General features: G+C 74.2%; 18 protein-coding genes and 2 pseudogenes. 11 read left to right on the top strand and 9 right to left on the bottom strand.

Annotated features, from left to right (window positions below):
• Positions 1-12: 12 nt before the first annotated feature.
• Entirely contained in the window at positions 13-1029 is a 1017-nt protein-coding gene (locus VSR01_RS04570) for a GNAT family N-acetyltransferase (protein ID WP_326447998.1), read from the bottom strand.
• 372 nt (positions 1030-1401) lie between these two features.
• On the opposite strand from VSR01_RS04570, the gene VSR01_RS04565 reads away from it, so the two are divergent.
• The 3 genes from VSR01_RS04565 (at position 1402) to VSR01_RS04555 (ending at position 3126) form a co-directional block, all read left to right on the top strand.
• Positions 1402-1842: a MarR family winged helix-turn-helix transcriptional regulator gene (locus tag VSR01_RS04565; RefSeq protein ID WP_326447997.1), complete on the top strand. Its 441-nt coding sequence runs from the start codon at positions 1402-1404 to the stop codon at positions 1840-1842.
• Between the two features lie 106 nt (positions 1843-1948).
• Positions 1949-2836, top strand: coding sequence for an NmrA/HSCARG family protein (locus tag VSR01_RS04560; RefSeq protein ID WP_326447996.1), 888 nt, complete (start codon positions 1949-1951; stop codon positions 2834-2836).
• 119 nt (positions 2837-2955) lie between these two features.
• Positions 2956-3126 carry a YbaK/EbsC family protein gene (locus VSR01_RS04555; protein ID WP_326447995.1) on the top strand — a complete coding sequence of 57 codons (171 nt, stop codon included), beginning with the start codon at positions 2956-2958 and terminating at the stop codon, positions 3124-3126.
• 53 nt (positions 3127-3179) lie between these two features.
• On the opposite strand, the gene rho is transcribed toward VSR01_RS04555, so the two are convergent.
• The 3 genes and pseudogenes from rho to VSR01_RS04540 form a co-directional block, all read right to left on the bottom strand.
• Complete coding sequence (rho, locus tag VSR01_RS04550) at positions 3180-4439, bottom strand: transcription termination factor Rho (RefSeq protein WP_442785398.1); 1260 nt, start codon at positions 4437-4439, stop codon at positions 3180-3182.
• Between the two features lie 272 nt (positions 4440-4711).
• Positions 4712-6172 carry a D-alanyl-D-alanine carboxypeptidase family protein gene (locus VSR01_RS04545; protein WP_326447993.1) on the bottom strand — a complete coding sequence of 487 codons (1461 nt, stop codon included), beginning with the start codon at positions 6170-6172 and terminating at the stop codon, positions 4712-4714.
• Between the two features lie 626 nt (positions 6173-6798).
• Positions 6799-7805: pseudogene (locus VSR01_RS04540) on the bottom strand (MsnO8 family LLM class oxidoreductase).
• 203 nt (positions 7806-8008) lie between these two features.
• Here VSR01_RS04540 and VSR01_RS04535 point away from each other — a divergent pair.
• Positions 8009-9333 (top strand): annotated as a pseudogene (locus tag VSR01_RS04535) (transglycosylase family protein).
• Here VSR01_RS04535 and VSR01_RS04530 read toward each other — a convergent pair.
• The 3 genes from VSR01_RS04530 to VSR01_RS04520 all read right to left on the bottom strand — a co-directional run bounded on the left by VSR01_RS04530 (position 9315) and on the right by VSR01_RS04520 (position 12252).
• Positions 9315-10085, bottom strand: a complete 771-nt coding sequence (locus tag VSR01_RS04530) for a phosphatase PAP2 family protein (protein WP_326447992.1) — start codon at positions 10083-10085, stop codon at positions 9315-9317. The pseudogene VSR01_RS04535 and the gene VSR01_RS04530 overlap by 19 nt on opposite strands.
• Before the next feature lie 166 nt (positions 10086-10251).
• Positions 10252-11256 (bottom strand): aldo/keto reductase family protein, encoded by a 1005-nt coding sequence (locus tag VSR01_RS04525; protein WP_326447991.1) that lies wholly within the window; start codon positions 11254-11256, stop codon positions 10252-10254.
• Between the two features lie 219 nt (positions 11257-11475).
• The gene (locus tag VSR01_RS04520; protein ID WP_326447990.1) at positions 11476-12252 is read right to left on the bottom strand and encodes a hypothetical protein; all 777 of its coding nucleotides are present in this window, start codon (positions 12250-12252) and stop codon (positions 11476-11478) included.
• Between the two features lie 221 nt (positions 12253-12473).
• Between VSR01_RS04520 and VSR01_RS04515 the strand changes: the two genes are divergently transcribed.
• Positions 12474-13121 carry an LAETG motif-containing sortase-dependent surface protein gene (locus tag VSR01_RS04515; RefSeq protein ID WP_326447989.1) on the top strand — a complete coding sequence of 216 codons (648 nt, stop codon included), beginning with the start codon at positions 12474-12476 and terminating at the stop codon, positions 13119-13121.
• 408 nt (positions 13122-13529) lie between these two features.
• Here VSR01_RS04515 and VSR01_RS04510 read toward each other — a convergent pair whose 3' ends face one another.
• Entirely contained in the window at positions 13530-14363 is an 834-nt protein-coding gene (locus VSR01_RS04510) for an SAM-dependent methyltransferase (RefSeq protein ID WP_326447988.1), read from the bottom strand.
• A 217-nt stretch (positions 14364-14580) separates the two neighbouring features.
• Positions 14581-15438 (bottom strand): NAD(P)H-binding protein, encoded by an 858-nt coding sequence (locus VSR01_RS04505; protein ID WP_326447987.1) that lies wholly within the window; start codon positions 15436-15438, stop codon positions 14581-14583.
• A 466-nt stretch (positions 15439-15904) separates the two neighbouring features.
• Between VSR01_RS04505 and VSR01_RS04500 the strand changes: the two genes are divergently transcribed.
• From VSR01_RS04500 to VSR01_RS04475, 6 genes are all read left to right on the top strand, one after another.
• Positions 15905-16519 carry a hemerythrin domain-containing protein gene (locus VSR01_RS04500; RefSeq protein WP_326447986.1) on the top strand — a complete coding sequence of 205 codons (615 nt, stop codon included), beginning with the start codon at positions 15905-15907 and terminating at the stop codon, positions 16517-16519.
• Positions 16520-16712: 193 nt separating this feature from the next.
• The gene (locus VSR01_RS04495; RefSeq protein ID WP_326447985.1) at positions 16713-17156 is read left to right on the top strand and encodes a MarR family winged helix-turn-helix transcriptional regulator; all 444 of its coding nucleotides are present in this window, start codon (positions 16713-16715) and stop codon (positions 17154-17156) included.
• Positions 17157-17662: 506 nt separating this feature from the next.
• Entirely contained in the window at positions 17663-18289 is a 627-nt protein-coding gene (locus tag VSR01_RS04490) for an NAD(P)-dependent oxidoreductase (protein ID WP_326447984.1), read from the top strand.
• Positions 18290-18639: 350 nt separating this feature from the next.
• On the top strand, positions 18640-21297 hold the full coding sequence (locus VSR01_RS04485) for an alpha/beta fold hydrolase (protein WP_442785642.1): 2658 nt from the start codon (positions 18640-18642) through the stop codon (positions 21295-21297).
• On the top strand, positions 21294-22301 hold the full coding sequence (locus VSR01_RS04480; protein WP_326447982.1) for an ABC transporter permease: 1008 nt from the start codon (positions 21294-21296) through the stop codon (positions 22299-22301). The genes VSR01_RS04485 and VSR01_RS04480 overlap by 4 nt, the downstream gene beginning before the upstream one ends.
• Before the next feature lie 256 nt (positions 22302-22557).
• Positions 22558-23958, top strand: coding sequence for a S53 family peptidase (locus tag VSR01_RS04475; protein WP_326447981.1), 1401 nt, complete (start codon positions 22558-22560; stop codon positions 23956-23958).
• Positions 23959-24074: the final 116 nt, after the last annotated feature.

The raw sequence follows: 24074 nt of genomic DNA, 5'->3' as shown, positions 1-24074 counted from the left end.
GGCCGCCGGGGGTCAGTAGGTGCCGGCGGGGCCTCCGATGCGGGCGTCGAGCGTACGGCTGAGCCGGTACGCGACCGGGCGGAAGCCGATCCGGGGCCAGTGGTCGGCCGCCGGCGGCGACGCGGAGTACCAGCGCGCCGACATGTAGCGGTGACCGTTGTCGTACGCCCAGGCCAGCGCCGTGGCAAGCAGCACCCGGCTGATCCCCTCGCCGCGCGCGACCGGCTCGACGTACGCCTCGACGAGTTCGACGCACGACTCGGGGGTGACCGGGTCGGGGGCCGCGGGGACCACGACGACCATGCCGATCTCCTCGCCGCGCCGTGCCGCGATCCACGCGCCGCAGCGGGGATCGGCGAGCGCGTCGGCGTAGTGCAGCCGCAGCGCGGCCAGCGGGCCCTCGGGCTGCGGCTTGAACACCGCGGCGCCGCGCTGCCGCCGCGAGGACTCCGCCGCCATCCGCCCGATCTGCGGCAGGTCCCCCGGCCCTGCTCTGCGGATGCCGAGGCCCTCGACGCCGCGCGGCTGCCGGCCGCGGGCCTTGACCGCCATCAGACCGTGCACGACCTCGCGGCCGAAGCCCATGTCGGACCACGGCGCGGTCGCGGTCTCGCCGGCCGGTACGTCGACGTAGTGGACCAGCCGGCGGTCGGCCACCAGACGTTCGGCGACCCGGGCGTACAGCGCGCGCAGCACCTCGCTCTCCCGGCCGGACGGCAGCGCGTGGCCGCCGTGCGGCACCAGGGCGGACCGCGGGTGGCTGCGCAGGGCGGCGGGGTCGTCGGGCGCGAGGTCGACGGGCACGGCGGCCAGATGCCCGATCTGGCCGCCCTCGGCGTCCAGCGCGCGGCACGCCTCCAGGCCGGGCGCGTTCCGGAGCTTGCCCAGGAGCTCGTCGCCGCGGACCGGGCCGTCCGCGAGCCAGGAGCGCTGGGAGGGGGGCCGGCGGGCGCGCGCGAACCAGCGGTCGTACCGCTGCGCGGCCAGGGGTATGTGATCGTCGGTCAGCGGCGCGATGGCGACAGTCATGGTGGTCGTGGACGCTAGCACGGCGGCGCCTCCCCTTCAGCCCGTCCCGGGCTGCTCCTCGGTCCGGCCCGACCGACCGCGCGCCGTCAGGCCGAAGGGCGTGTCGCCGGCCTGTGGCGGAGGACCGTACGGCCGCGTCGAGGAGTCGGCGGTGTCGGGCGGCGAGGGCGCGGCCCCGTGGCGTCGGCTGCCCGCGTGGACGGGGTCGGGCCGGGTCGGCGGTTGCTTGCGTGGACGGGGCCGGGGCGGCGGTTGCTTACGCGGACGAGGTCGGCCGGTCTCGCTGAGGTGTGCGTATCTCCTGTTGAGTGGCGTGGCCGCCGGCCCGTGACGAGTAGGCTGATCGTTCGGCATCGGACCGGGGAGGTCGGCGTGGACTATGGCGACAAGCTCTTCTGGCTCTCGGTTCTCATTCAACGCAAGTACGCGCAGATCTGCGCGGAGTTCGACCTGACCCCCTCGCAGGCCACCCTGCTCTGCGCGGTCAGGAACGAGCCGCGGCAGATGGCCGACCTCGCCGCGTCACTGGGCATGACCAAGAACGCCTTGAGCCAGCTGGTCGATCGCACCGCGCGGCGCGAGCTGGTCGGCCGGGCGAGCTCGGAGCAGGACCGCCGGGTCGTCATGCTCAGTGCGACGCCCACGGGCAAGGAGCTCGGCGACGCCATCTACGCCGAGATCGCCACGCGCCTGCCCGAGATCGCGAGGAACCTCGACGCCGACGACCAGCGCGACTTCGAGCGCGTGGCCACCGCCATCGTGGACACCTCGGACCTCTCCGCGCCCACCTCGAACCGACCCGCCGCACCGTGAGGTCACCTGCGAGGTCCCCCGTGACGTACCCCTCCACCCGACCTTGACGAGGTTCATGGCATGAACTACTTTCGTTCATGTCATGAACCAATGAAGGGTGGCAGCGATGAGCACACAGACGGCCGGAACGGTCGCGGTCTTCGGCGCGACGGGGCAACAGGGCGGGGCGGTGGTCGACGCGCTGCTGGACCACCAGGCGCGGGTGCGGGCGCTGGTCCGCGACCCGCGGTCCGACCGGGCTCGGGCGCTGGCCGCCCGCGGCGTCGAGCTGGCGGCCGTCCGGACCGACGACCCGGCGTCGCTGGCCGCCGCGCTGGCGACGGTCGAGGGGTTCTCGTTCATGACCCCGGAGGCGAACAGCCTCGAAGAGGTCGAGGCGGAGATCCGCGTAGGGACCGCGCTCGTCGACGCGGCGGTCGAGGCGGGCGTCCCGCACGTCGTGTTCCACTCGGTCTTCGGAGCGGACCGGGAGTCGGGCGTGCCGCACCACGACTCCAAGCACGCGATCGAGGAGTACCTGGGGAAGTCCGGGCTCAGGGCCACGATGGTTCGCGCGACCGCCTTCATGGAGAACTTCGCGAGCGTGATGGCGCCCAGCCTGGAGCACGGGGAGATCGTGCTGAGGCTGCCGCTGCCGGAGGACGTCGCCCTGAAGATGATCTCGATCAGGGACATCGGCCGGGTCGCCGCCGCGCTGCTGCTCGGCAGCGCGCAGGCGCCCGGCGGAGCCGTCGAACTCGTCGGCGACGAGCTGACGGGCCCCCAGATCGCCGCGGCGTTCGGCGCCCGCGCCGGGCTCCCGGCACGGTACGAGGCCCTGCCGTTGAGCGTGCTCCCCAACGACCTCGACAAGGTCATGTTCCGCGAGTTCGCGAAGGCGGCGGACCACCCGTCGGACCCCGCGGCGGTGCGCTCGATCGAGTCGGCCACCCTGGACCTGGCCGCGTGGATCCGGGCTACCGGCTGGACCGCCCCCACGCACGCGGCTGCATGACCCGCCGGCCGCGATGAACGCCCCGCCGTTGCGGCGTTCGAAGAGGGCGGGGACGTGGTCGGCCACGACGAAGTCGTGGGCGCGCATGCGCCGGCGCAGGGCGGCGGGCAGGCGGGGGCGTGCCGCCGGTCAGCCACCGGCCCGGGGGGCCGTGCCTGATCGACGCCGCGGTCGCCGACCCGGGCGGCCCCGTCTACTGCGGTGCCGGATCGGCCGACCGCACCCTGGAGATCGACTCCGCCGACCTGGCCCGCCTCCCTCGCGCCCAGGTGGCCGCCCTCTCCCGGTAGCCGCCCCACCCGCGCGCCGTTCCCCGCGCCGACGAGCGGGGGACGCGGCCGACTCAGCCGTGCTCGGGCAGCGTGCCCTGGATCTTCCGGAGGAACGCCGCGTTGTCCGGCGTCTGCCGCATCCGGTCCAGCAGCACCTCCAAGCCGCTCTGCGCGTCGCGGCCGTGCAGCGCGCGCCGCAGGCCGCGGACGGTCTGGGCCTCGGCCGGTGAGAGCAGCAGCTCCTCGCGGCGGGTCCCGGAGGCGGTCACGTCGATCGCGGGGAACAGCCGCCGCTCGGCGAGCGACCGGTCCAGGTGCAGCTCCATGTTGCCGGTGCCCTTCAACTCCTCGTAGTAGAAGTCGTCGGCGCGCGAACCGGTGTCGACCAGCGCGGTGGCCAGGATGGTCAGGGAGCCGGCCTCCTCGGTCTGCCGGGCCGCGCCGAACACCCGCTTCGGGCCGAGCAGCGCGGAGGCGTCCACGCCGCCGGACAGGGTGCGGCCGCCGCTCGCCGCGGCGGTGTTGTGCGCCCGGCACAGCCGGGTCAGGGAGTCCATCAGGATCACCACGTCCTGCCCCCGCTCCACCATCCGCTTGGCCCGCTCGACGGCGAGTTCTGCGACGGCGATGTGCTGCTTGGCCGGGCGGTCGAAGGTCGAGGCGATCACCTCGCCGCGGACGCTCCTGCGGATCTCGGTGACCTCCTCGGGGCGTTCGTCCAGCAGCAGCACCATCAGCGCGCACTCGGGGTGGTTGTCGGCGACGGCGGCGGCGATGCTCTGCAGCACCACGGTCTTGCCGGCCTTCGGCGGGGCCACGATCAGCCCGCGCTGGCCCTTGCCGACCGGGCTCATCAGGTCCATCACCCGCCCGGCCACCGCGCCCGAGCCCTTCAGCGCCGGGCTCTCAAGCCGCAGCCTGCGGTGCGGGTGCACAGGTGTCAGGTCGGCGAACGCCTGCCGCTGACGGGGGAGTTCATGGTCCCCGGCCGGCCCCGCGGCGAGGGCCGCCTCGCCGAGCACCCCGGGGCGGCGTCCGACGACGCCCTCCACCAGGTCGCCCCTGCGGAGCCCGGAGCCGCGGATCAGCGCCTGCGGCACCTGCACGTCGTCGGGCTCGGGCAGCAGTCCGGGCCCCCGCAGGTGCCCGTTGCCGTTCCGGTCGACGTCGAGTACGCCGACCACCCGCTGCGGCGGCGACTGCGGCCGGACAGCGGGGCGTTCGAGAGTTTCTGTCATGTGGTTCGTCCTTTCGAGGACGCACGTTGCGTGGAAGGCGGGAAAGCGTTCCGGGAGGGGAGGTGCGGCACGAGCGGGACTGTCACGCTCCATGGGCCGCGTATGTCACGGCGTACGGGACCGGTTGCGGTCGCCGGTGCGACGTGTGACGGAAGGACAACCGGAGGGGGCCGGAACGGGAACCGGATGAGGATGAAGCCGGTCCCGGCGGATCGCAGTCCGGGTGAGACACGAGGGACCGGTGCCTACGGAAGGGCACAGACCTATACGTCCCTACGGTAAGTGTAGCACGTTCCGACGCGCGGGCGGCCCGCCCCGGTCGCGTCACCGGGCGGGCCGCCGTTGCGACATGAGGTCGCCGCAGGTCAGCGCTGCGCGGCCGACCTTCGGCGCAGCACCAGCACCGACGCGGCCGCGACGACCGCCAGGCCGCCGCCGACGTACCACGCGGTCGGGGAGCCGGACCCGGAGCGCGCGGCGGCCGGGGCCTCGGGGACCGCGCGGGTGGGGGTCGGTCCGTGCACCGGCGCGAGCGGGCCGCGGCCCGGGCTGCCCTGGAAGCTCGCCGGACGCGCCGCGTTGAGGGTGCCGACCGAGGTGGTGCGGCCGACCGCGGCGAAGCCCCAGTCCAGCAGCTTGGCCGCTTCGGTGTAGACCGCCTGCGGGAGGCCGGACTGCGGGTTCATCACCGTGGCGATCAGCGTGTGGCCGTCGCGCCGGGCCGCCGAGACGAGGGTGTTGCCGGCGTTGGTGGTGTAGCCGTTCTTCACCCCGATGATCCCGGGGTACGGGGTCACGCCGCCCGCGCCGGTGAGCAGCCGGTCGGTGTTCTGGATGCCGAACGAGGACACGTAGTGCCCGTTCTTGTCGTAGCCGCCGGGGAACTGCGCCCACTTGGTGGAGCAGTACTCGGCGAAGTCCCGGTCCGCCAGGCCCGCGCGGGCGAAGACGGCGAGGTCGTAGGCGGAGGACACCTGGCCCGGCATGTCGTAGCCGTCCGGGGAGACCACATGCGTGTCGTGCGCGCCGAGCATCCGCGCCTTGGCCTGCATCTGCTCGACGGTCGTGGCGACCGAGCCGTTCATGTGCGCCAGGACGTGCACCGCGTCGTTGCCGGAGGCCAGGAAGACGCCGCGCCACAGATCGGCGACGGTGTACGTCTGACCCGCCTGCACGCCGACCAGGCTGCTGCCCGCGCCGATCCCCGCCAGGTCCTCGGGGGTGACCTTGTGGGTCTGTTCGCGCGGGAAGCGCGGCAGCACGGTGTCGGCGAACAGCGTCTTGAGCGTGGAGGCCGGCGGCAGCTGCCGGTGCGCGTTCTTCGCCGCCAGCACCTGTCCGGTGCGCGCGTCGGAGACGGTCCACGCCAGCGCGGACAGGCCCGTGGGCAGGTCGGGCACGCCGGTGTGCGGCAGCACGTGCACACCGGGCTCGGCGAGCAGCGCGCCGCCGGCGACCGCCGACTCGGCGGACCCGGACGTCACGGAGGCGAGCGAGGAGCCCTGGTCGGAGCCCGAGGCGCGGACCGACGACGCGTCGCCGGACCCGCTCCGGCCGTGTCCGCCGCCCGAGGCCGCCGCACCGGGCGCCGCGGACAGCGCGCACAGGCAGCAGGCGGCGGCGAGCGAGGCGGCGGCCCGCGGCAGCCGGCGGTCCCGCGGCCGGCGGCTGCGCGGCTCGCCGTCCCGCAGGCGTACGGGCCCGGTCGTCGTACGGCGGGCGGCGGGGCCGCGGGAGCCGGCGGCCGGGGCGTCCGCGCCACCGGGGGAGGCGCCGGCGGGCGGGGCCGGCGCGGTGCGGTCGAAGGGGGGACGGAAAGCTGTCATGCCGTCAGGTAAGGACGGCCGCGGCGGTCGTGCGCGGCGGCGCGGTCCATCCGGATGAGCCCGACGTGCCTCCGGGTGACGCGCGGGCCCGCTTCCGCCTGGCCGGCGGGAGCGGAGGGGGCGTTGCACGGGCGCCGTGTGAACCGGACGGACGCCGTGTGAGCCGGCGTCATGGGCGGGCGGCGCGGGGCGGCGAGCCCGGCTCGGGGCGCCTGCGAACGGCGCGTCAATCGGCGCGCAGACGCCTGCGGATCGGTGCGACAGGGCGCGGGGACAGCCCGAGGCGGACCCTTGCCGGTCGGTGCGGTTAGGGCGAGAGCCCCCGCAGGCGGGCGGACGCGGCGTCAGGGAGTCCGGCCGGTGCGGGAAGCGCGTGCGCGGCCGAGTGAGTCGATAAGTCGGCGCATCGGCTTGTCGACCTGTCGATCTGTCAGCGAGTCGTCACAGGATGCCGCCGTACCGCACACCCGCGCATGGCGTGCCGTCAGACGCCGTACGCCTCGCGCGCCGGGCACCCGCGTGGGCAGGGCATTCCGCGCCGGCCGACAGCGCGCACGCCGCACGCCCGCCTAGCACCCTGCGACCCCCGCCCCGCGCCCGAGCGCGGCCCGCCGCGGCCTCACGCCTCACGCCTCGCGCCGCAGCTCCGCCAGCAGCCGGTAGGACTCCAACAGCTCCGCGCGGTCGTACGTGCTGGTGGTGACCAGGAACTCGTCCGCCGCGCTGCGGGTGAGCAGCGACTCCAGCGTCTTCGCGACGTCCTCCGGCGTGCCGTGGACGTGGCCGCGCAGCGCCTCCTCGAAGCGGTCCCGCTCCGGCGCGGTCATCGCGCGGGCGGCGACCGTCGCGGCGGGCGCGAGCGGGGGAAGACGCCGTGGGTACGGGACCAGGCGGTCGCCCACGCCTCGGGGACCAGCAGCAGGCGCGCCCGCTCGTCGCTGTCGGCGACGGCCACCGTCCCGGAGAGCACCACGTACGGCTCGGCGGCCCACGCCGAGGGCCGGAACGCCGCGCGGTAGCGGTCCACCGCGCGCAGCATCGCCTCCTCGCCGCGGATGCCGCCGATCACCAGCGGCAGGCCGAGCGCCGCGGCCAGGTCCGCGCCGCTGCCGGTGGCCAGCAGGAACGGCGCGGGCCGCAGCCCCTCGGCGGGCCAGGCGTGCACCCGCGGGTACGCGCTCTGCGTGCCGGTGAACCAGCCGAGCAGCTCCTCGACCTGCCCGCCGAAGGCCGCCGCGTCCTCCTTGCCGTGGCCCAGCGCGTCGCGGACGGCGCCGGTGAAGCCGACCGAGCGGCCCAGGCCCATGTCGATCCGGCCGGGGTGCAGCGACTCCAGCACCCCGAACTGCTCGGCGACCACCAGCGGCCGGTGGTTGGGCAGCATCACCCCGCCGGTGCCGACCCGGATGCGGAAGGTCGCTGCGGCGACGGCGGCGGCCAGCACGGTCGGCGCGGAGCCCGCGACCCCGGGCACGCCGTGGTGCTCGGAGACCCAGAACCTGCGGTAGCCGAGCTGTTCCGCGCGCCCGGCGAAGGCGACCGTGTCCCGCAGCGCCCGCGCCATGTCGTATCCCTCGCGGGTGCGGGAGCGGTCGAGCACGGAGAACGGGGTGTCACGCAGCACGGAACTCACTCCATGGTCAACGCGCGCCGCCGCACGGCATTCCCCCGGGCGCGCCGCGCCGGCGGGCCCGCCGGGTCCGGCTCCACGGGGGGCCGGGGCGCGGGGCGGGTCGCCGCGTGCGCCCGACGCGCCCTTGTCGGCCGCCGCGCACCGGCCTATCTTGGCCCCGCCCGGGCCGGAAGCCGGCCACGGTCCAGGAGAGGACGCGCGCCATGGCCTTACGCGGACGCCACCGCAGATACCGCCCGAGCCGGGTCTCCCAGGCATCGCTGACCGTCACGGCGAGCGGCGCCGGGCTGGCCCTGCCGCTCATCGGCCTGAGCACGGCGCACGCCGAGACCGCCGGGGTGTGGGACAAGGTCGCCAACTGCGAGTCCTCCGGCAACTGGCAGGTCAACACCGGCAACGGCTTCTACGGCGGGCTGCAGTTCGCCTCCAGCACCTGGAAGTCCTTCGGCGGCGGCGCCTACGCGCCACGCGCCGACCTGGCCACGAAGAACCAGCAGATCGCGGTCGCCGAGGCCGTGCTGCGCAGCCAGGGGCCCGGGGCCTGGCCGGTCTGCTCGGTGCGGGCCGGACTGACCCGCGAGGCGGCGACCGCCTCGCACACCGTGCACGTGCCCGCGTCCAAGAAGCGGCCGGCGAGCAGCGTGCACACGAAGCAGACCGCGACGCACGTCACCGCGCATCCTGCGGCCCACACCGATCACGCCAAGGCGGCCGGCACGCCGGCGGCCAAGCCCGCGGCGGCGACCCACCCCGCGCCCGCCCATCCCGCCGCCGGCCGTGACCGGTACACCGTCGCGGCCGGTGACACCCTCTCCGGCATCGCCGAGGACCAGCACGTCAAGGGCGGCTGGCCGCAGCTGTACCGCGACAACCGAAGCGTCGTCGGCGCCGACCCCGACCTGATCTTCCCCGGTCAGCGGCTCGCGGTCGGCCACACCGCGCCCGCCGCGCACCCCGCGGCGAAGCCGAGGTCCGGGCCGGGGACGACCACCAGGACCGCGCCGAAGGCGCCGAAGCCGGCCCCGAAGGCCGCGCCCAAGGCCAAGCCGAAGCCCGCCGCCAAGTCCGCCGGCCCCGCACCCTGGAGCGGCACACCAAGCCCGCGTCCGCCCCCGTGCGTACCGGATACACGCTCCCCGTCGAGCACGCGCCCATCGGCACGCCGTACCACGAGTCGGGCAGCAGCTGGGCCAGCGGCTACCACACCGGCGTGGACTTCCTGGTCTCCACCGGCACCGCCGTCCACGCGGTCGCCTCGGGCACGGTCGTCACCGCGGGCTGGGGCGGCAGCTACGGCTATCAGATCGTCATCAGGCACGCCGACGGGCACTACAGCCAGTACGCGCACCTGTCGCAGATCTCGGTGAAGGCCGGCCAGCACGTCAACGAGGGCCAGCGGATCGCGCGTTCCGGCTCGACCGGCAACGCGACGGGGCCGCACCTGCACTTCGAGATCAGGACCGGCCCGGTCTACGGCGACGACATCGACCCGCTGCGCTACCTGCGCGCTCACGGCGTGTCCGTCTGACCCGTCCCGCCGTCCGCCCGCTGGTCCGGTCCGCCGTCCGGCCGCTGGTCCGGTCCGCCGTCCGGCCGCTGGTCCGGTCCGCCGTCCGCCCCGCCGCTCGTCCCGCCGCCGTCCGCGTAGGCGGCGAGCGGCGGCAGGACGGCGGCCAGCCAGCACCCGGCGAACAGCCAGCCGCCGAGCACGTCGGTCGGCCAGTGCACGCCCAGATAGACCCGGCTGCAGCCGATCGCCGCGGCGGCCAGCAGGCACACCGCCGCCGCCGCGCGTCCTGCGACCGCGGGCAGCACCCGCAGCAGGCCCCAGGACAGCAGGCCCGCGGCCATCGCGCTGGACGCGGTGTGCCCCGAGGGGAAGGAGTGGCCGGCCGCGTGGGCGGCCCAGTCCGCGGCCGGCGGTCTGGCCCGGCCCAGCAGCACGGCGAGCAGCGTGCGCAGCGACTGCCCGGCCAGCAGCGCCACCACCGCGAGCAGCGCGGTCGCCGCGCCGCGCTGGGCGGTCCGGCCGCCGGCCAGCCAGCCGCCGACGGCCGCCGCGAGATACGGGTACGGGCCGGTGCCCGCGGCGGTGACGGCGCGGGCGGCGACCGCCGCGGAGTGCGGCCGGTGCGCGACCGACCAGCGGTGCGGCCGGGTGTCCACCGGGTACGGGGCGCCGTGCCGGGAGAGCACCACCCAGGCCAGCACCGCGAAGGCGGCGGCGAGGAGGGCGGGGAGCACGAGCAGCCGGGGGCGCGAGAGTACGGGCCGCAGCATGGAGTCGGGCGGGCCTTTCCCCGGGTCTCGGGCCGGCGGGGCCCGCCCGGCCGTCGGCGGTGGGACGTGCACCCCGCGCGACCGTGGGCCCGCGCCCGCGAGGGGCGCGGGCCCACGTGTCTACAGGGGTGTAGTCAGTCTACGCCCGGCCGGTCGCCGTACGGCGTCACGGGCGCTGCGCCGGGACGTTGTCGTGCACGCGCTTGGGGTCGGTGGTGGCGACCGGAGCCAGCGCCTCCTCGATCCGCGCCATCAGGTCCGCGTCCAGCCGGACGCCGGCCGCCTTCGCGTTCTCCGCGACCTGCTCGGGACGGGAGGCGCCGATGATCGCCGCCGAGACGTTCGGGTTCTGCAGCACCCAGGCGACCGCGAGCTGGGCCATGGTCAGGCCGGCCTCGGCGGCGAGCGGCTTGAGCAGCTGGACCCGCTCCAGCACCTCGTCGCGCATCCAGCGGCTGATCATGCCGGAGCCGCCCTTGTCGTCGGTGGCGCGCGACCCCTCGGGCGGCTGCCCGCCGGGCACGTACTTGCCGGTCAGCACGCCCTGCGCGACCGGCGAGAACACCACCTGGCCCAGGCCCAGCTCCTCGCTCGTCGGCACCACCTCGCCCTCGATGACCCGCCACAGCGCGGAGTACTGCGGCTGGTTGGAGACGAGCGGGACGTGCAGTTCACGGGCGAGCGCGTGGGCGCGGCGGATCTGGTCCGCGGTCCACTCCGAGACGCCGATGTAGTGCGCCTTGCCGGCGTGCACGACGTCGGCGAACGCCTCCATCGTCTCCTCCAGCGGCGTGAACCGGTCGAAGCGGTGCGCCTGGTAGACGTCGACGCGGTCGGTCTGCAGTCGGCGCAGCGAGTTGTCGATGGACTCCATGATGTGCTTGCGGGACAGACCGCGGTCGTTGCGGCCGGGACCGGTCGGCCAGTACACCTTGGTGAGGATCTCCAGGCCCTCGCGGCGCTCGCCCTTCAGCGCCCGCCCGAGGACCGACTCCGCGCGGGTCTGCGCGTAGGCGTCCGCGGTGTCGAAGGTGGTGATCCCGACGTCCAGCGCGGCGCGCACACACGCCGTCGCCGCGTCCTCCTCCACCTGTGAGCCGTGGGTGAGCCAGTTGCCGTACGCGATCGCGCTGATGACCAGGCCGCTCCGGCCGAGATGACGATATTCCATGGTCAACGACTCTAAGCGTGCCCCGGAGGCGGTGGAACAGGCGGCCCCGGCCGGACGCCGTTCCGCCGTCTCCGGGGGCGTGGCGCGGCGGGTGGGCGCGGGGCCGCGGGTGGCGCGACGCGGGCGGGTGCGGCGCCGCGGGCGGCGCGCGGCCGGGGTCATGCGGGCCGGGGGGCGTGCGGCCGGCGCGCGGCGTGTCAGGGGCCGGCTCGCGGCGGGTCAGCGGGTGGCCGGGGAGGTGAGCAGGTAGGGGTCGCCGGCGCGGGTCCGGTGGGTGGTCGGCTGCCAGCCGTACGCGGCCAGCAGCCGCGCGCACTTGGCGAGCGCGGCCGGCGCGGAGGTCGGCTGCGTCCAGGTGACCTCGGCGAGTCCGGGGTGCGCCGAGGCGGTCACCCGGTAGCCGGGGGAGTCCGGGCGGGCCGGCGGGCAGCCCGCGGCCTCCAGCGCCAGCGCCACCGCGTGCACCGGCCGGTCCCGCTCCCAGGGCGCCGGGACGCCGGTCGCGCCGTTCGCGAGCACCGCGCGGATCTGCAGCAGGCCCTCCCAGGCCGCGGCCACCTCCGCGGCGCGCCGGGCCCGCACGGCGGGCGGCGGGGCCGGCCGGTCGCCCGTGCCGTCGTCCGCGCGGAACGAGCCCCCGGCCGCCGGGCCCTCCGGCGGCTCGCCGCCGCCGCCGCGCTTCATGTCCCCGTGGCCCTCTCCGCGCCCGTCCGCGCCCCCCGGGATGCCTCCACGCCCCTCCTCGCCGGGCCCGTCCGCGCCCTCCCGGACGCCTGCGCGCCCCGCGCCTCGCCCGGCGGCCTGCGCCAACTCCTCGCGCAGCCGCCGCCCTTCGGCGGTGAGGTAGTGGCTGTGGTGGCCGCCGCGGCCGTGCGGCACCGCGAGGCCCGCGGCGACCAGGGCGGTGCACACCCGCGGGTCCGCGGACAGCCGCCCGGTCGACGGGTCGGAGCCGCTCACCGCCCTGCGCTGCGCCGGCGAGAGTTTCCTGGTCATGCCGCGGAGCCTACTGCCGGGCGCCGACATCACGGCCGCGGAATTCTTCGGAACGCGTACATCACGGCCCCCGCGCGCGACCGCGTACAACCCCGGGTGTAGCTTCCCGGTCCAACGCAACGAAAGCCGAACGGGGAGTGGCCCGGGGGCGGTTCCGCAAATTCCAGGGAGCAGTGGGAGCAGTGATGAGAGAGCCGTATCGGATACGCAGAAGATCCGCCGTGACGGGCGCCGCCATGATCGCCGCGGTGGCAATCGGGGGAGTGGTGTTCGCGTCGCCCGCGTCCGCGCACACCAGCGACTGGTCGGTGACGTGCGATTCGGTGTCCGTGCATCTGAAGGACTACAACAAGCGGGTCACGAACTCCGTGACGCTGAAGATCGTCGGCGGCGAGGGCGCGCTGGCCGACAACCCCGACTTCGGCAGCACGTTCACCTACACCGGCGCGTTGCCGCCGCACGACGCGCCGCTCCAGGTGCGCCTGGTGGTGACCGCGGGGGACGGCTCTCGCTACAACGTCGACCAGGTCAAGACCTCGCAGCCGTGCGAGAAGCCGCCGACCACGCCGCCTCCCACGACCACGCCGCCGACCACGGCGCCGCCCACCACGGCCCCGCCGACGACCGCGCCTCCCATCACCGTGCCGCCCACCACGACCGCGCCGCCGACGACGCCGACCACGACCGCGCCGCCCACCAGCAGCGCCCCCGCGGTCCCGGCCACGACCTCGCCCGCGTCCGGCGACCTCGCGGAGACCGGCAGCTCCAACGCCACGCCGGTGATCGCGGGAATCGCCGCGGCCGCGGTGGTCGTGGGCGCCGGCGCATTGGTGATCACGCGCAAGAGGCGTTCCTCGTCGCACCGCTGATCCCCTTCCACCGGCTGATCGCCGAAAGGCGGATGATCACCGTGCCGCAGGCGAATTCCGCCGCCCGGTAAGTGAATTCCCCGTCGGCCCCGCGGCCGGCGGGAATTCGCGTGCGCGCAGTCGTGGACGCCGGCGCTTACGCGTGCGCGATCCTGGCCGGCGCGACCTCGCTGCCGACGGTCGGCGAGTGGATCGCGGATGTGCCAGCCGACGTGCTGGAGGCGCGACCGGCAGACGATCCCGAGCTGCCCCGCAGGCGACGTCCTCAAGCAGCTTCCGTGAAGCCGCCGAGCCGTCACGACGGGGATGTGGTGCGGTCAGGGCGGCGGGCGGCTACGAGTACGGGGCCGCCAGGGGCCGTGGGGATGTGGCGGAGGTCCTGGAACCCGAGGTCACTGAGTGCGCGGCTCATGCGGGGGCGGTCAGGGCGCTGCCGCCGTTGCGGGCGGCGGTCCAGTCGGCGACGGCGGCGAGCAGGGGGTCGTGGGGTGCGGGGTTGGTGCCCGTCACCAGCCATCCGCCGTCGGTGAGGGCAGCCGCCACATGGGGGAGACAGGCCTGCAGCACGTCGTCGGAGAGGAACGGCGCGGGCAGCCAGATCAGATCGTAGAGATCCCGTTCGCGCAGATCGACGGCGTCCTGATGCCGCACCTCGACTCGGTCGGCGGCACCGGGCCTTGCCTTGTCCAGCTCCCGGTGGGCCAGCCGGATCGCCCGCTCCAGGCTGTCGATCCCGGTCACGTGGACCTGCGGCAGGTCCTGGGCCAGCGCGAGGGCGAGTGCCCCGGTCCCGGTGCCGATGTCCAGGACGCGGCTGCCCGCGGTGGCGAGCCGGTCGGCGAGTCCCGGCAGCGAGGGCACGAGACGGGTGGCGAGCGCGTGCCCGGTGCCCGCGGAGGCGCGTCCCTGATCGATCAGTACGTCGTCGCTCTGCGCGTCCCACCCCGTCACGGCCTCGCCGCCGGCTGCGGCGACCGCCTGCCGCATCGAACTGAGCCGAGCCGACGCCATGTTGGAAGCCGCGGGACCGAGTTGCAGCACGGGAGCGGGGACCAGCTTTTCCCCGTCCCGTCGCACCACTCCGGCCGCCACCAGCACCGCGGTACGCGCCGGGTCCGCCGCCAGAGCCTCCTCCAACGAGCCCGTCCCGGTCTCCCGCAAGGTCGCGACCATCGCGGCCAGCGCCCACAGATGACCTTCCAGCATGGCCGCCGGATCACTCTGCTCGACGTGGTCGTTCATGCCTCACTGCTCCTCGTTCGATACGTTCGACACCTCGCCGCACAGGGCACGGTCCGGCCGACCGGGCCAACGGGGCGGATTCGGGTGCTGCGCCGCGCAGGTGGACCCGGTGGGGTGTCAACGGCCGGTCGGACATCGTAAGTCGGCCGTACCTCCGGCAACTCACCGCCCTGGGGTCACCCGGGCGAAGCAGGCGTGGGCCGTCGCCGGGACCATGTCACCAACTGGCGGGGGCGAGCAGCTCGTTGCGGTGGGCCTCGGCCCAGTCGGTGAAGCTGCGCGCCGGGCGGTTCGTGACGGCGGTGACGTCGTCCGTCGGCTCGGCGCTCCACGGTTCCAGGGTGGAGCGGAATTGCTCCTTGACGGCGTTCGCGTGCTCTTCGGGCATGCCGTAGGACACCATCTGCGCGACCCAGCCGGTCGGATCGGCCTCGGCGTACTGCAGGTCGCGGCCCAGCACCTTGCCGAGGATGGCGACCTGGTCGGCGGGGCTGAGCGGATCGGGCCCCGTGAGCTCGTAGATCCGGTGGTGGTGGCCGCCCTGGGTGAGGCAGGCCGCGGCGACCGCGGCGATGTCCGCGGGGTCGACGAAGGCGCCCCGGCCCGCGGCGAACGGGGCGTGCACGACCTGGTCGCCCGTGATCATTCTTACCCAGTTGAGCGCGTTGGACATGAAGCCAGTGGGCCGCAGGAACGTCCAGTCGATGCCGCTGCCGCCAATGGCGTCCTCGTCGGCCCGGTGCAGACTGGTGATCGGGTCGGTGGCGCCGTGTGCGACGTTGCGTACGGACAGCTTGACGATCCGCTCGACGCCCGCTTGCTGCGCCGCGTCGATGAGCCGCCGGCCGTGCGCGGCTATGTTGAGCCCCTCGGTCAGCGAGAACACGGTGCGTACGCCGTCCAGCACGGGTGCCAGATCGTCGTCGCCGAGATCGGCCACGACCTTCTCGGTGCCTTCGGGGAAAACCGCGTCGGGATTGCGGGTGAGGACCCGAAGGTGATCCGCCTGGGCGGGGAGAAGCGCTTTGACGACTTCCGAACCGATGGTGCCGGTGGCTCCGGTGATCAAAATCATGGCCTGTGGTCCTTTGCTTGATACGGGGTTCCGAGGCGAACGGGGAGGGAACTCGGCCGGCCGGACTCGCCGGGCGCCGAGAGAGAAGTTGCCGGGCCGCGCCCCTGCGCGATCACCCATCACTAGATCGTCAGGATCATTGATGAGATTAGTCAGTAGAACTGACTTCGTCAAGGCGCCGCCGAGTGTCTCCGCTGGGTGTCGACGGGCTGTGATGACGGGCTGTCCAGCGATGGATGCCCTCTTGTGACCTCACGCCGTCCGCCATTGCCACGGTGTATGGTCGTAAGAGTTACTGACCAATAGCATCGATCCAGGGTCACCTGACGCGGCCGTCGGCAGGCGCGCCACGTCTCGGCGCGACCCAAGGACTGTTCACATGCGGAGAAGACAGAAAGAAAGAGGTAGCGCTATGACGTCGTCATCAAGCCCGACGGGCAGGCGGGCCGTCGTCGACACCCACGAGATGGTCCTGATCCACCGCGTCATCCGGCGCGAGTTCGGTCAGCTGCCCCGACTGCTGCGCTCCGCGGCCGGTGACCGCGCGCGGTCCAAGGTCATCGGCGCGCACGCCCGGGAGATGGTGAGCTTCCTGCACACGCACCACTGCGGCGAGGACGAGCTGCTCTTCCCCCTGCTCCGCGAACGGGCCGCGCTCGACCCCGAGTTGATGGACCGGATGGACGCCCAGCACGAGCAGGTCGACAATGCCGTCACGGGCATCGGCGCGGAGCTGCCCGGATGGACGGCGAGCGCGGACGCCGCCGCCGGCGAGCGGATGGCGGCCCTCATCGAGGCCATGATGCCGACGCTGATCGATCACCTGGCCGAGGAGGAGCAGAAACTGCTTCCGATCGTCTCCGTCACGGTGACGCAGCGCGAATGGGACGCGCTCGGCAAGCACGGGATGAGCGCGATTCCGCTCACGCGGCGGCTGGTCATGCTCGGCCACATCACCGAGGAGGCCGATGACGTGGAAAGGCAGACGTTTCTGAAAGTCGTGCCGGCGCCGGCACGCTTGGCCTACAAACTGATCGGCCACCGCCAGTTCACCCGCGAAACCGCCACGATCCGCCGCTGACCGTCCAGCGATCCCACACCGCACCCCGAACCTCCGCGCGGGCCACGGTGACGGTCACCTTCAGCCGCCGGCGCGCCGGCCCGCGGCGGTGTCCGCGCGTTGCCGCGACGGGGTCGGCGGCGGCCTGGCTCAGCGGCGTTGGCGTAGGGTGTGGACCTCGTGGGATCAGGTGAGCGATGAGGCCGAGAGAGGCATGGACGACGAGCAGCGGATGAACCTTGGGGTGCTGTTGTTCATCCCCTATCGGTACTCCGAGGACCGGATGTTCCGGGCTCTCCAGGACGCCGGGTTCGACGACTGGACGCTCGCCCAGTGCCGGGTCTTCCAGCGGATCGCCCCGGACGGTTCACGCCTCACGGACCTTGCGGACCAGGCACAGGTGACCAAGCAGAGCGCCGGCGTACTGGTCGACCAGTTGGAACGCCTGGGTTACGTCCGCCGGGTGCCGGACCCCAGTGACGGCCGCGCCCGGCTGATCGTGATCGAGGAACGCGGTCGGCGGGCCGTCGAGGTGGCCTCAGCAACACTCGACGACATCCTCGCCGAGTGGAAGGCGTATCTGGGCACCCGCAATTTCGCCCTGCTGCACCAGATCCTGGACCAGCTCCGCGAGATCACCGACCCGTACGCCCGCTAGTCCCGGCGGCACCGCATCGTCGGCGCCCCGCTCCCCTTCATCCCGGACCGCCCGCGCCCCGCAGACTTACGCCGACGCCGCCGATTGCTGTCCGGTGGCGGCGGCAGCGCCCCTCCATTCACCGGCCGCCACATTAGTCAGCAATCCTTAGTATCGTACGCCGTGGCAATGATCTTGGGACGAGGTTCCAGAGAGGGGGCGGACGGCGCGGGCGGAGGGTGGGAACTGTGCTCGCGCCGCCGGGGCCGGGCCGGCGGCGATCCGGGGCAGCGGTGCGAGATCACCGACCCGTACGTGGGCTGCCCCCCACCCAGAATCGCGTCCGCAACCGGCTCGCGCGTGCCCGGTCCACCTGGCTCGGCGGGCCTCGGCATACTCGGGCGTCGCCTTGTCTTTAGTCAGGTTCTATGACTAAAATTGGCGATCGGACCTTCACCGCATACGGCGCGCCGGCATCGGCGGCGCTCTGAGGAGGTTCGACTCAGCCTCGACAGAGAGCGAACGTCATGAAGTTTCTCGTCCTCGGAGCAACCGGTCGTACCGGCGTCCACTTCGTCAAAAAGGCACTCGACCAGGGACACCACGTCACCGCTCTCGTTCGGAGGGCCGACGCCAAGGTTGACCCGCGCGCCCAGGTCGTCAGCGGAGCCACCACTGACGCCGCCGTGATCGCGGCGGCGGCCGAGGGCCACGACGCTGTCATCAGCACGCTCGGAAACTCCAGCGAAGCCCCGACGCTGATCACCGACACCGTCCGCGCGGTCATCGCCTCGGCGAAAATCTCCGGCGTCGACCGATTCCTCATCGTGTCCGCCTTCGGAGTCGGCGACTCCCTTCCCAAAACCTCATTCCTCGTACACGCCATTGTGAGCAGCATGCTCCAAAAGAAATACGAGGACAAGGTCGCGGCGGAAGCGCTCCTGAAGGCCAGTGACCTGAAATGGACCGTCGAATACCCCGGTCCGTTGAGCAACCGAAGCAACACCCGCTACTCGGCGATCGTGCTGGAGGATCTCGAGAAGCTGTCGCTCTTCCCCTCGACCGCTCGCGAGAACGTCGCCGACTTCCTCCTCCGCTCCGCCGTCGAAGGCACCCACATCCGTCAGATCGTCGTCGTCGCCGACGCCAAGTAGGCCATCGGGGCAGGACTTCGGCAGAGCCGGGTGACGTGGGAACCGCTGCGGGCAGGCCCGAAGTTCACCGGGGTGTCATCCCGCAGCCGGGAAACCCGGGCTTCTCCAGCCAGTGCAGCCGCTTCAGCAGGTCCGCCGGCTCCGGGAGCGTCGCGTACGCCACATGAAGCTCCGGCTGAGCGTCGGCTTTAGGATCGGGGGATGGATCTTCGACGGCCGCGGCTGCCGCGGTCCCGGCGCGCCCGGTGGTTCGCCGCGGTCGGCGCGCTCGCCGTGCTGCTCGCCGGCGGGGAGCCGCGGCCGCCGCCGCGGCGTCCGGCGGCGGGCCCGCGGTGCACCGCAGCGACGCGATGCTGACCGGCGCGGGCGGAGTCCGCCTGGACACCTCGTACTTCACCGCGGGCGGCGCCGGGCGCAGACCAGCGGTGCTGCTCGCGCACGGCTTCGGCGGCAGCAAGGACGACGTGCGCGGCCAGGCGGAGTCGCTGGCCCGGCACGGCTACGCGGTGCTGACCTGGTCCGCCCGCGGCTTCGGCCGCTCCGGCGGCTCGATCGCGCTGAACGCGCCGGACGCCGAGGTCGCCGACGTCAGCCGGCTCGTCGACTGGCTGGCCGCCCGGCCCGAGGTGCGGCTGGACGCGCCGGGCGACCCGCGGGTCGGCATCACCGGCGTCTCGTACGGCGGCGCGGTCTCGCTGCTGGCCGCCGGGCACGACCGCAGGATCGACGCGATCGCGCCGCGCGAGACGTACTGGAACCTCAGCGACGCGCTCTTCCCGGACGGCGTCTACAAGAAGCTGTGGGCCGGCGTCTTCTTCTCCTCCGGCTCCCTGCCGTCGTCCGCGGAACCCCCGGCCGGCGCCCCGGCGGACACCGCGCGCCCCGCGTCCCCGCAGCCGACACCCCCACCGTCCGCGCCGTCCGCGCCGTCCGCGCCGACCGGCGCCGCCGGCGCCCAGGGGCCCGTCGCCGCACCGCTGTGCGGCCGCTTCACCCCGGACATCTGCGCGCTGTACCAGCGCGTCGCGCAGTCCGGGCGGCCGGACGCCGCGGCCGTCGCGAAGCTCACCGCGCTGAGCCCGTCCGCGCTCGCCGGCCGGATCAAGGTCCCCGCGCTGATCGTGCAGGGCCAGAGCGACTCGCTGTTCACCCTCGCCCAGTCCGACGCGATGGCCCGGTCGATCCGGGCGGCCGGCGCGCCGGTGTCCGTCGACTGGATCTCCGGCGGCCACGACGGCGGCGACACCGAGGACGCCAGGATCGACCGCAGGGTGAGCGCCTGGTTCGACCACTACCTCAAGGGCGACTCCGCCGCGCACACCGGCCCCGCCTTCCGCGTCACCCGCACCGGCGGCCTGGACTCCACCGACGGCACCGCGGTGCTGCGCGGCGCGAGCGGCGGCGGCTACCCCGGGCTCGACGGCTCCCGGCGCCGGCAGATCGCGCTGGCCGGCCCGGCGCAGCCGGTCGCCAACCCGCCCGGCGGCGCGCCGCCCGCGATCTCCTCGGTGCCGGGCCTCGGCACGCTGAGCGGACTGTCCTCGCTGTCCGCGTTGTCGTCGGCGGGCGCCGGCCTGTCGGTGGACTTCCCCGGGCAGTTCGCGCGGTTCACCTCCGCGAAGCTCTCCCAGGCGGTCACCGTGACCGGCGCGCCCTCGGTCACCGTGAAGGTCGCCACCGGCGCACCGGACGCGGTGCTCTTCGCCAAGCTCTACGACGTCGGGCCGGACGGCAAGCAGACGCTGCCCGCCTCGCTCGCCACCCCGCTGCGGATCGCCGGCTCGCCGCAGGGGACGGCCGTACGGGTGCGCCTGCCCGCGGTCGACCACCGGTTCGCCGCCGGGCACCGGCTCGCGCTGGTGCTGGCGAGCACCGACATGGGCTACGCGTCGCCGGCCGCGCCCGCCGCCTACACCGTCTCGCTGGCCTCGCCGGATCTCATGCTGCCCACCGACCCGCAGTTGGCGGCCGACGCCGCGCCGCTGCCGGGATGGGTGTGGGTGCTGCCGCCGGTGGCGCTCGCGGTCGCCGCGGCCCTGCTGCTCACCGGCCGCCGCCGGGTCCGGCCCCGGCCCGCGGACCCCGCGCTGGCCGAGGTGCCGCTGACCATCACCGGGCTGAGCAAGCGGTACGCGGGCGCGTCGGGCCGCTACGCGGTGCGCGAGCTGTCCTTCCGCGTCGAGGCGGGGCAGGTGCTCGGCCTGCTCGGGCCGAACGGCGCGGGCAAGACCACCACGCTGCGCATGCTGATGGGCCTGATCCGCCCGGACGAGGGGGAGATCAGGGTCTTCGGCGAGACGGTGCGGCCGGGCGCGCCGGTGCTCTCGCGGGTCGGCGCGTTCGTGGAGGGCGCCGGCTTCCTGCCGCACCTGACCGGCCGCGCCAACCTCGACCTGTACTGGCAGGCCACCGGGCGACCGGGGACGGACGCCCACCTGGCCGAGGCGCTGGAGATCGCCGGGCTCGGCGACGCGCTGGAGCGCGCGGTGCGCACGTACTCGCAGGGCATGCGGCAGCGCCTGGCCATCGCCCAGGCCATGCTGGGCCTGCCCGACCTGCTGATCCTCGACGAGCCGACCAACGGCCTGGACCCGCCGCAGATCCGCGAGATGCGCGAGGTGATGATCCGTTACGCCGGGACCGGCCGCACGGTCATCGTCTCCAGCCATCTGCTGTCCGAGGTCGAGCAGACCTGCTCGCACCTGGTGGTGATGGACCGCGGCCGGCTGGTGACCGCGGGACCGGTCGCCGAGATCGTCGGGTCCGCGGACACCGTCCTGATCGGCGTCGAGGGCGAGCTGCCGCAGACCCTGGTGGACGAGGTGGCCGCGCTGCCCGGCGTGGCGACCGCGGTCCGCGAGGAGGACGGCCTGCTCGCCGTGCTCGACGGCATGACCGCCCCGCAACTGGTGGCCGAACTCGTCCGGCGGGGGGTGGCGGTGACCCAGGTGGGCCCGCACCGCCGGCTGGAGGACGCCTTCCTGACCCTGATCGGAGGCCCGGCATGAGCGCCGCGCCCGCACCCGCGCCCGTCCCCGCGCCGACGCCCGGTGAGGGGAGCACGCCCGGCGGCGCGCCCGGCCGCACCCCCGCCGCCGGACCGCCCCCGGACGGTCCGGCTCCCGGCGGCGGCCCGGCCCTCGCGCCGCGCGATCCGCGCGGCAGCGGCGGCACCGCGCCCGGCTACCGGCCCGGCCGCACGCTGCGGCTGCGGGTCGAGGCGCGCCGCCAGGTGCGCAGACGGCGCACGCTGATCGTCTTCGCGCTGCTGGTCGCGCTGCCGTTCATCCTGATCGCCGCGTTCGCGATCGGCGGCACCCCGGACGGCGGCGGCCGCAGAGGCCCGACGCTGATCGACACCGCCACCGCCTCCGGCGCGAACTTCGCCGCGACCTGCCTGTTCGTCTCGGCCGGCTTCGTGCTGGTGGTGCCGGTGGCGCTGTTCTGCGGCGACACGGTGGCCTCGGAGGCGGGCTGGTCCAGCCTGCGCTACCTGCTGGCCGCGCCGGTGCCGCGGGTGCGGCTGCTGGCGGTCAAGCTGACCGTGGCGCTGGGCTTCAGCGCCGCCGCCATCGTGCTGCTGCCGGCGGTCGCGCTGGCGGCCGGCACGGTCGCGTACGGCTGGGGCGATCTGGAGCTGCCGGCCGGCGGGGCGCTGCCGGCCGGGAGCGCGCTGCCGCGGGTCGCGGTCGTGGTGGCGTACATCTTCGTCGGCCAACTGGTCACCGCGGCGCTGGCGTTCTGGCTCTCCACGGTCACCGACGCGCCGCTGGGCGCGGTCGGCGGCGCGGTGGGGCTGACCATCGTCGGCAATGTGCTGGACGCGGTGACCGCGCTCGGCTCGTGGCGGGACGTGCTGCCCGCGCACTGGCAGTTCGCCTGGGCGGACGCGATCCAGCCGACCATGGAGTGGACCGGCATGCTCCAGGGCCTGTCGGTCTCCGTCTCGTACGCGCTGGTGCTCGGCGCGCTCGCCTTCCGGGGCTTTCGCACCAAGGACATCGTGTCCTGACGGCGTGTCGCCTCCCCGGCGCCGCGGCGGTGTCCCTGACGCGGCGTCGCCTCGCGGGCGGCGTCCCGCACGCGGAGGGCGGCGTGTCCAGACCTGTCATGCCCATGATTTGCCCAAGGATTCGGCCGTCCGGGTAAAGCGCAGCCCTGCAAACGGCGTATTCGCTTGTTCAGCCGATGATCCGGATATGTGATCGCGTCAACCGCCCTGCGCGGTCGTACGGCACATGTGGAGATCGTCGACACAAGGAGCGTCCATGCACAGACTTCGTCCGCGGCCGCGCGCCGTGGCCGCCGCGGCCGGCGTCACCGCCCTCACCGCCGCCGCTCTGATCGCAGCTCCGTCGGCGGGGCCGGCGCTCGCCGCGCCCGCCCGGTCGGCGCCCGCGGCCCAGGCCGCGCCGGCCGTCAAAGCGGTGCCCGCGGTCACCGGCCACCGGCTCGTGCACGGCGTCAGCAGCCCGCTGAGCAGCGCCCAGTGCCAGGCCAAGTGGGGCATCAACTGCTACACGCCGCTGCAGTACCGGCAGGCGTACGACCTGAAGCCGCTGTACCGCGCCGGGGTGACCGGCAAGGGCCGCACCATCGTGATCGTGGACTCGTTCGGCTCGCCGACGATCCAGCACGACCTCGACGTCTACAGCGCCCAGTTCGGCATCCCCAGCAGCAAGGTGCAGGTCGTCAAGTGGGGCGACGTGCCGCCGTTCGACCCGACTGACCCCGACCACACCGGGTGGGCCGGGGAGTCCACGCTCGACGTCGAGATGGCGCACGCCGTCGCGCCGGACGCGCACATCGTGCTGGTGGAGACCGGCGTCGCCGAGACCGAGGGCGTCACCGGCCTGCCGGAGATGATGGACGCGGAGAAGGCACTGATCGACCGCGGCGTCGGCGACGTCATCACCCAGAGCTTCGGCGCCACCGAGAACACCTTCCCCGGCTTCGACCAGGGCGACTTCTCCAGCATCCAGAAGCTCAGGTACGCGTTCAAGGACGCGCAGAAGCACGGCGTGACGGTGCTGGCGTCCTCCGGGGACGGCGGGGCCACCGACGCCACCGAGGACGGCAGCGGCAACTACCCGTACCCGGTGAACTCCTGGCCGTCCGCCGACCCGCTGGTCACCTCGATCGGCGGCACCCAACTGCACCTGGACGACGCGGGCGACCGCACCGCCCCGGACAGCGTCTACAACGACTACGGCGCGGGCGGCGGCGGCCAGTCGCACGTCTTCACCCGGCCCTCGTACCAGAACGGCGTCAGGAACGTGGTCGGCGACCGGCGCGGCACCCCGGACATCTCGATGTCCGCGGCCGTGGACGGCGGCGCGTGGGTGTACTCCAGCTACGACCCGACCGCGGTCGGCTGGGACGTCTACGGCGGCACCAGCGAGGCCAGCCCGCTGTTCTCCGGGATCGTCGCGCTGGCCGACCAGTTCGGCGGCCACCGGGTCGGCGACATCCACCAGGCCCTCTACGCCCTGGCCAAGGGCGGCGCGAAGTTCGGCGGCGTGGTCGACGTCGCCGACGGCACGAACAACTCCTACGACGGCGTCACCGGCTACACCGCCGTCAAGGGCTACGACATGGCGACCGGTGTGGGCACGCCGGACGCCGCGCGCTTCGTGCCCGCGCTGGCCCTGACCAGTTGGGGGCGCTGAGCCGGTCCGGGTGCGTCCGGGCAGCTCATGAGGGGTCACCGCCGCGTCCGCAGCGGCGCGGCGGTGACCCGCGGCGGCGGGGTGCGGGAGCCCGCGGGATGCGGCCGCGGTGCGCG

The organism is Actinacidiphila sp. DG2A-62 (genome assembly GCF_035825295.1).
Classification (GTDB): domain Bacteria; phylum Actinomycetota; class Actinomycetes; order Streptomycetales; family Streptomycetaceae; genus Actinacidiphila.
Note: the sequence above shows the minus strand (reverse complement) of the source record. Positions and strands in the feature narration are given on the sequence as shown.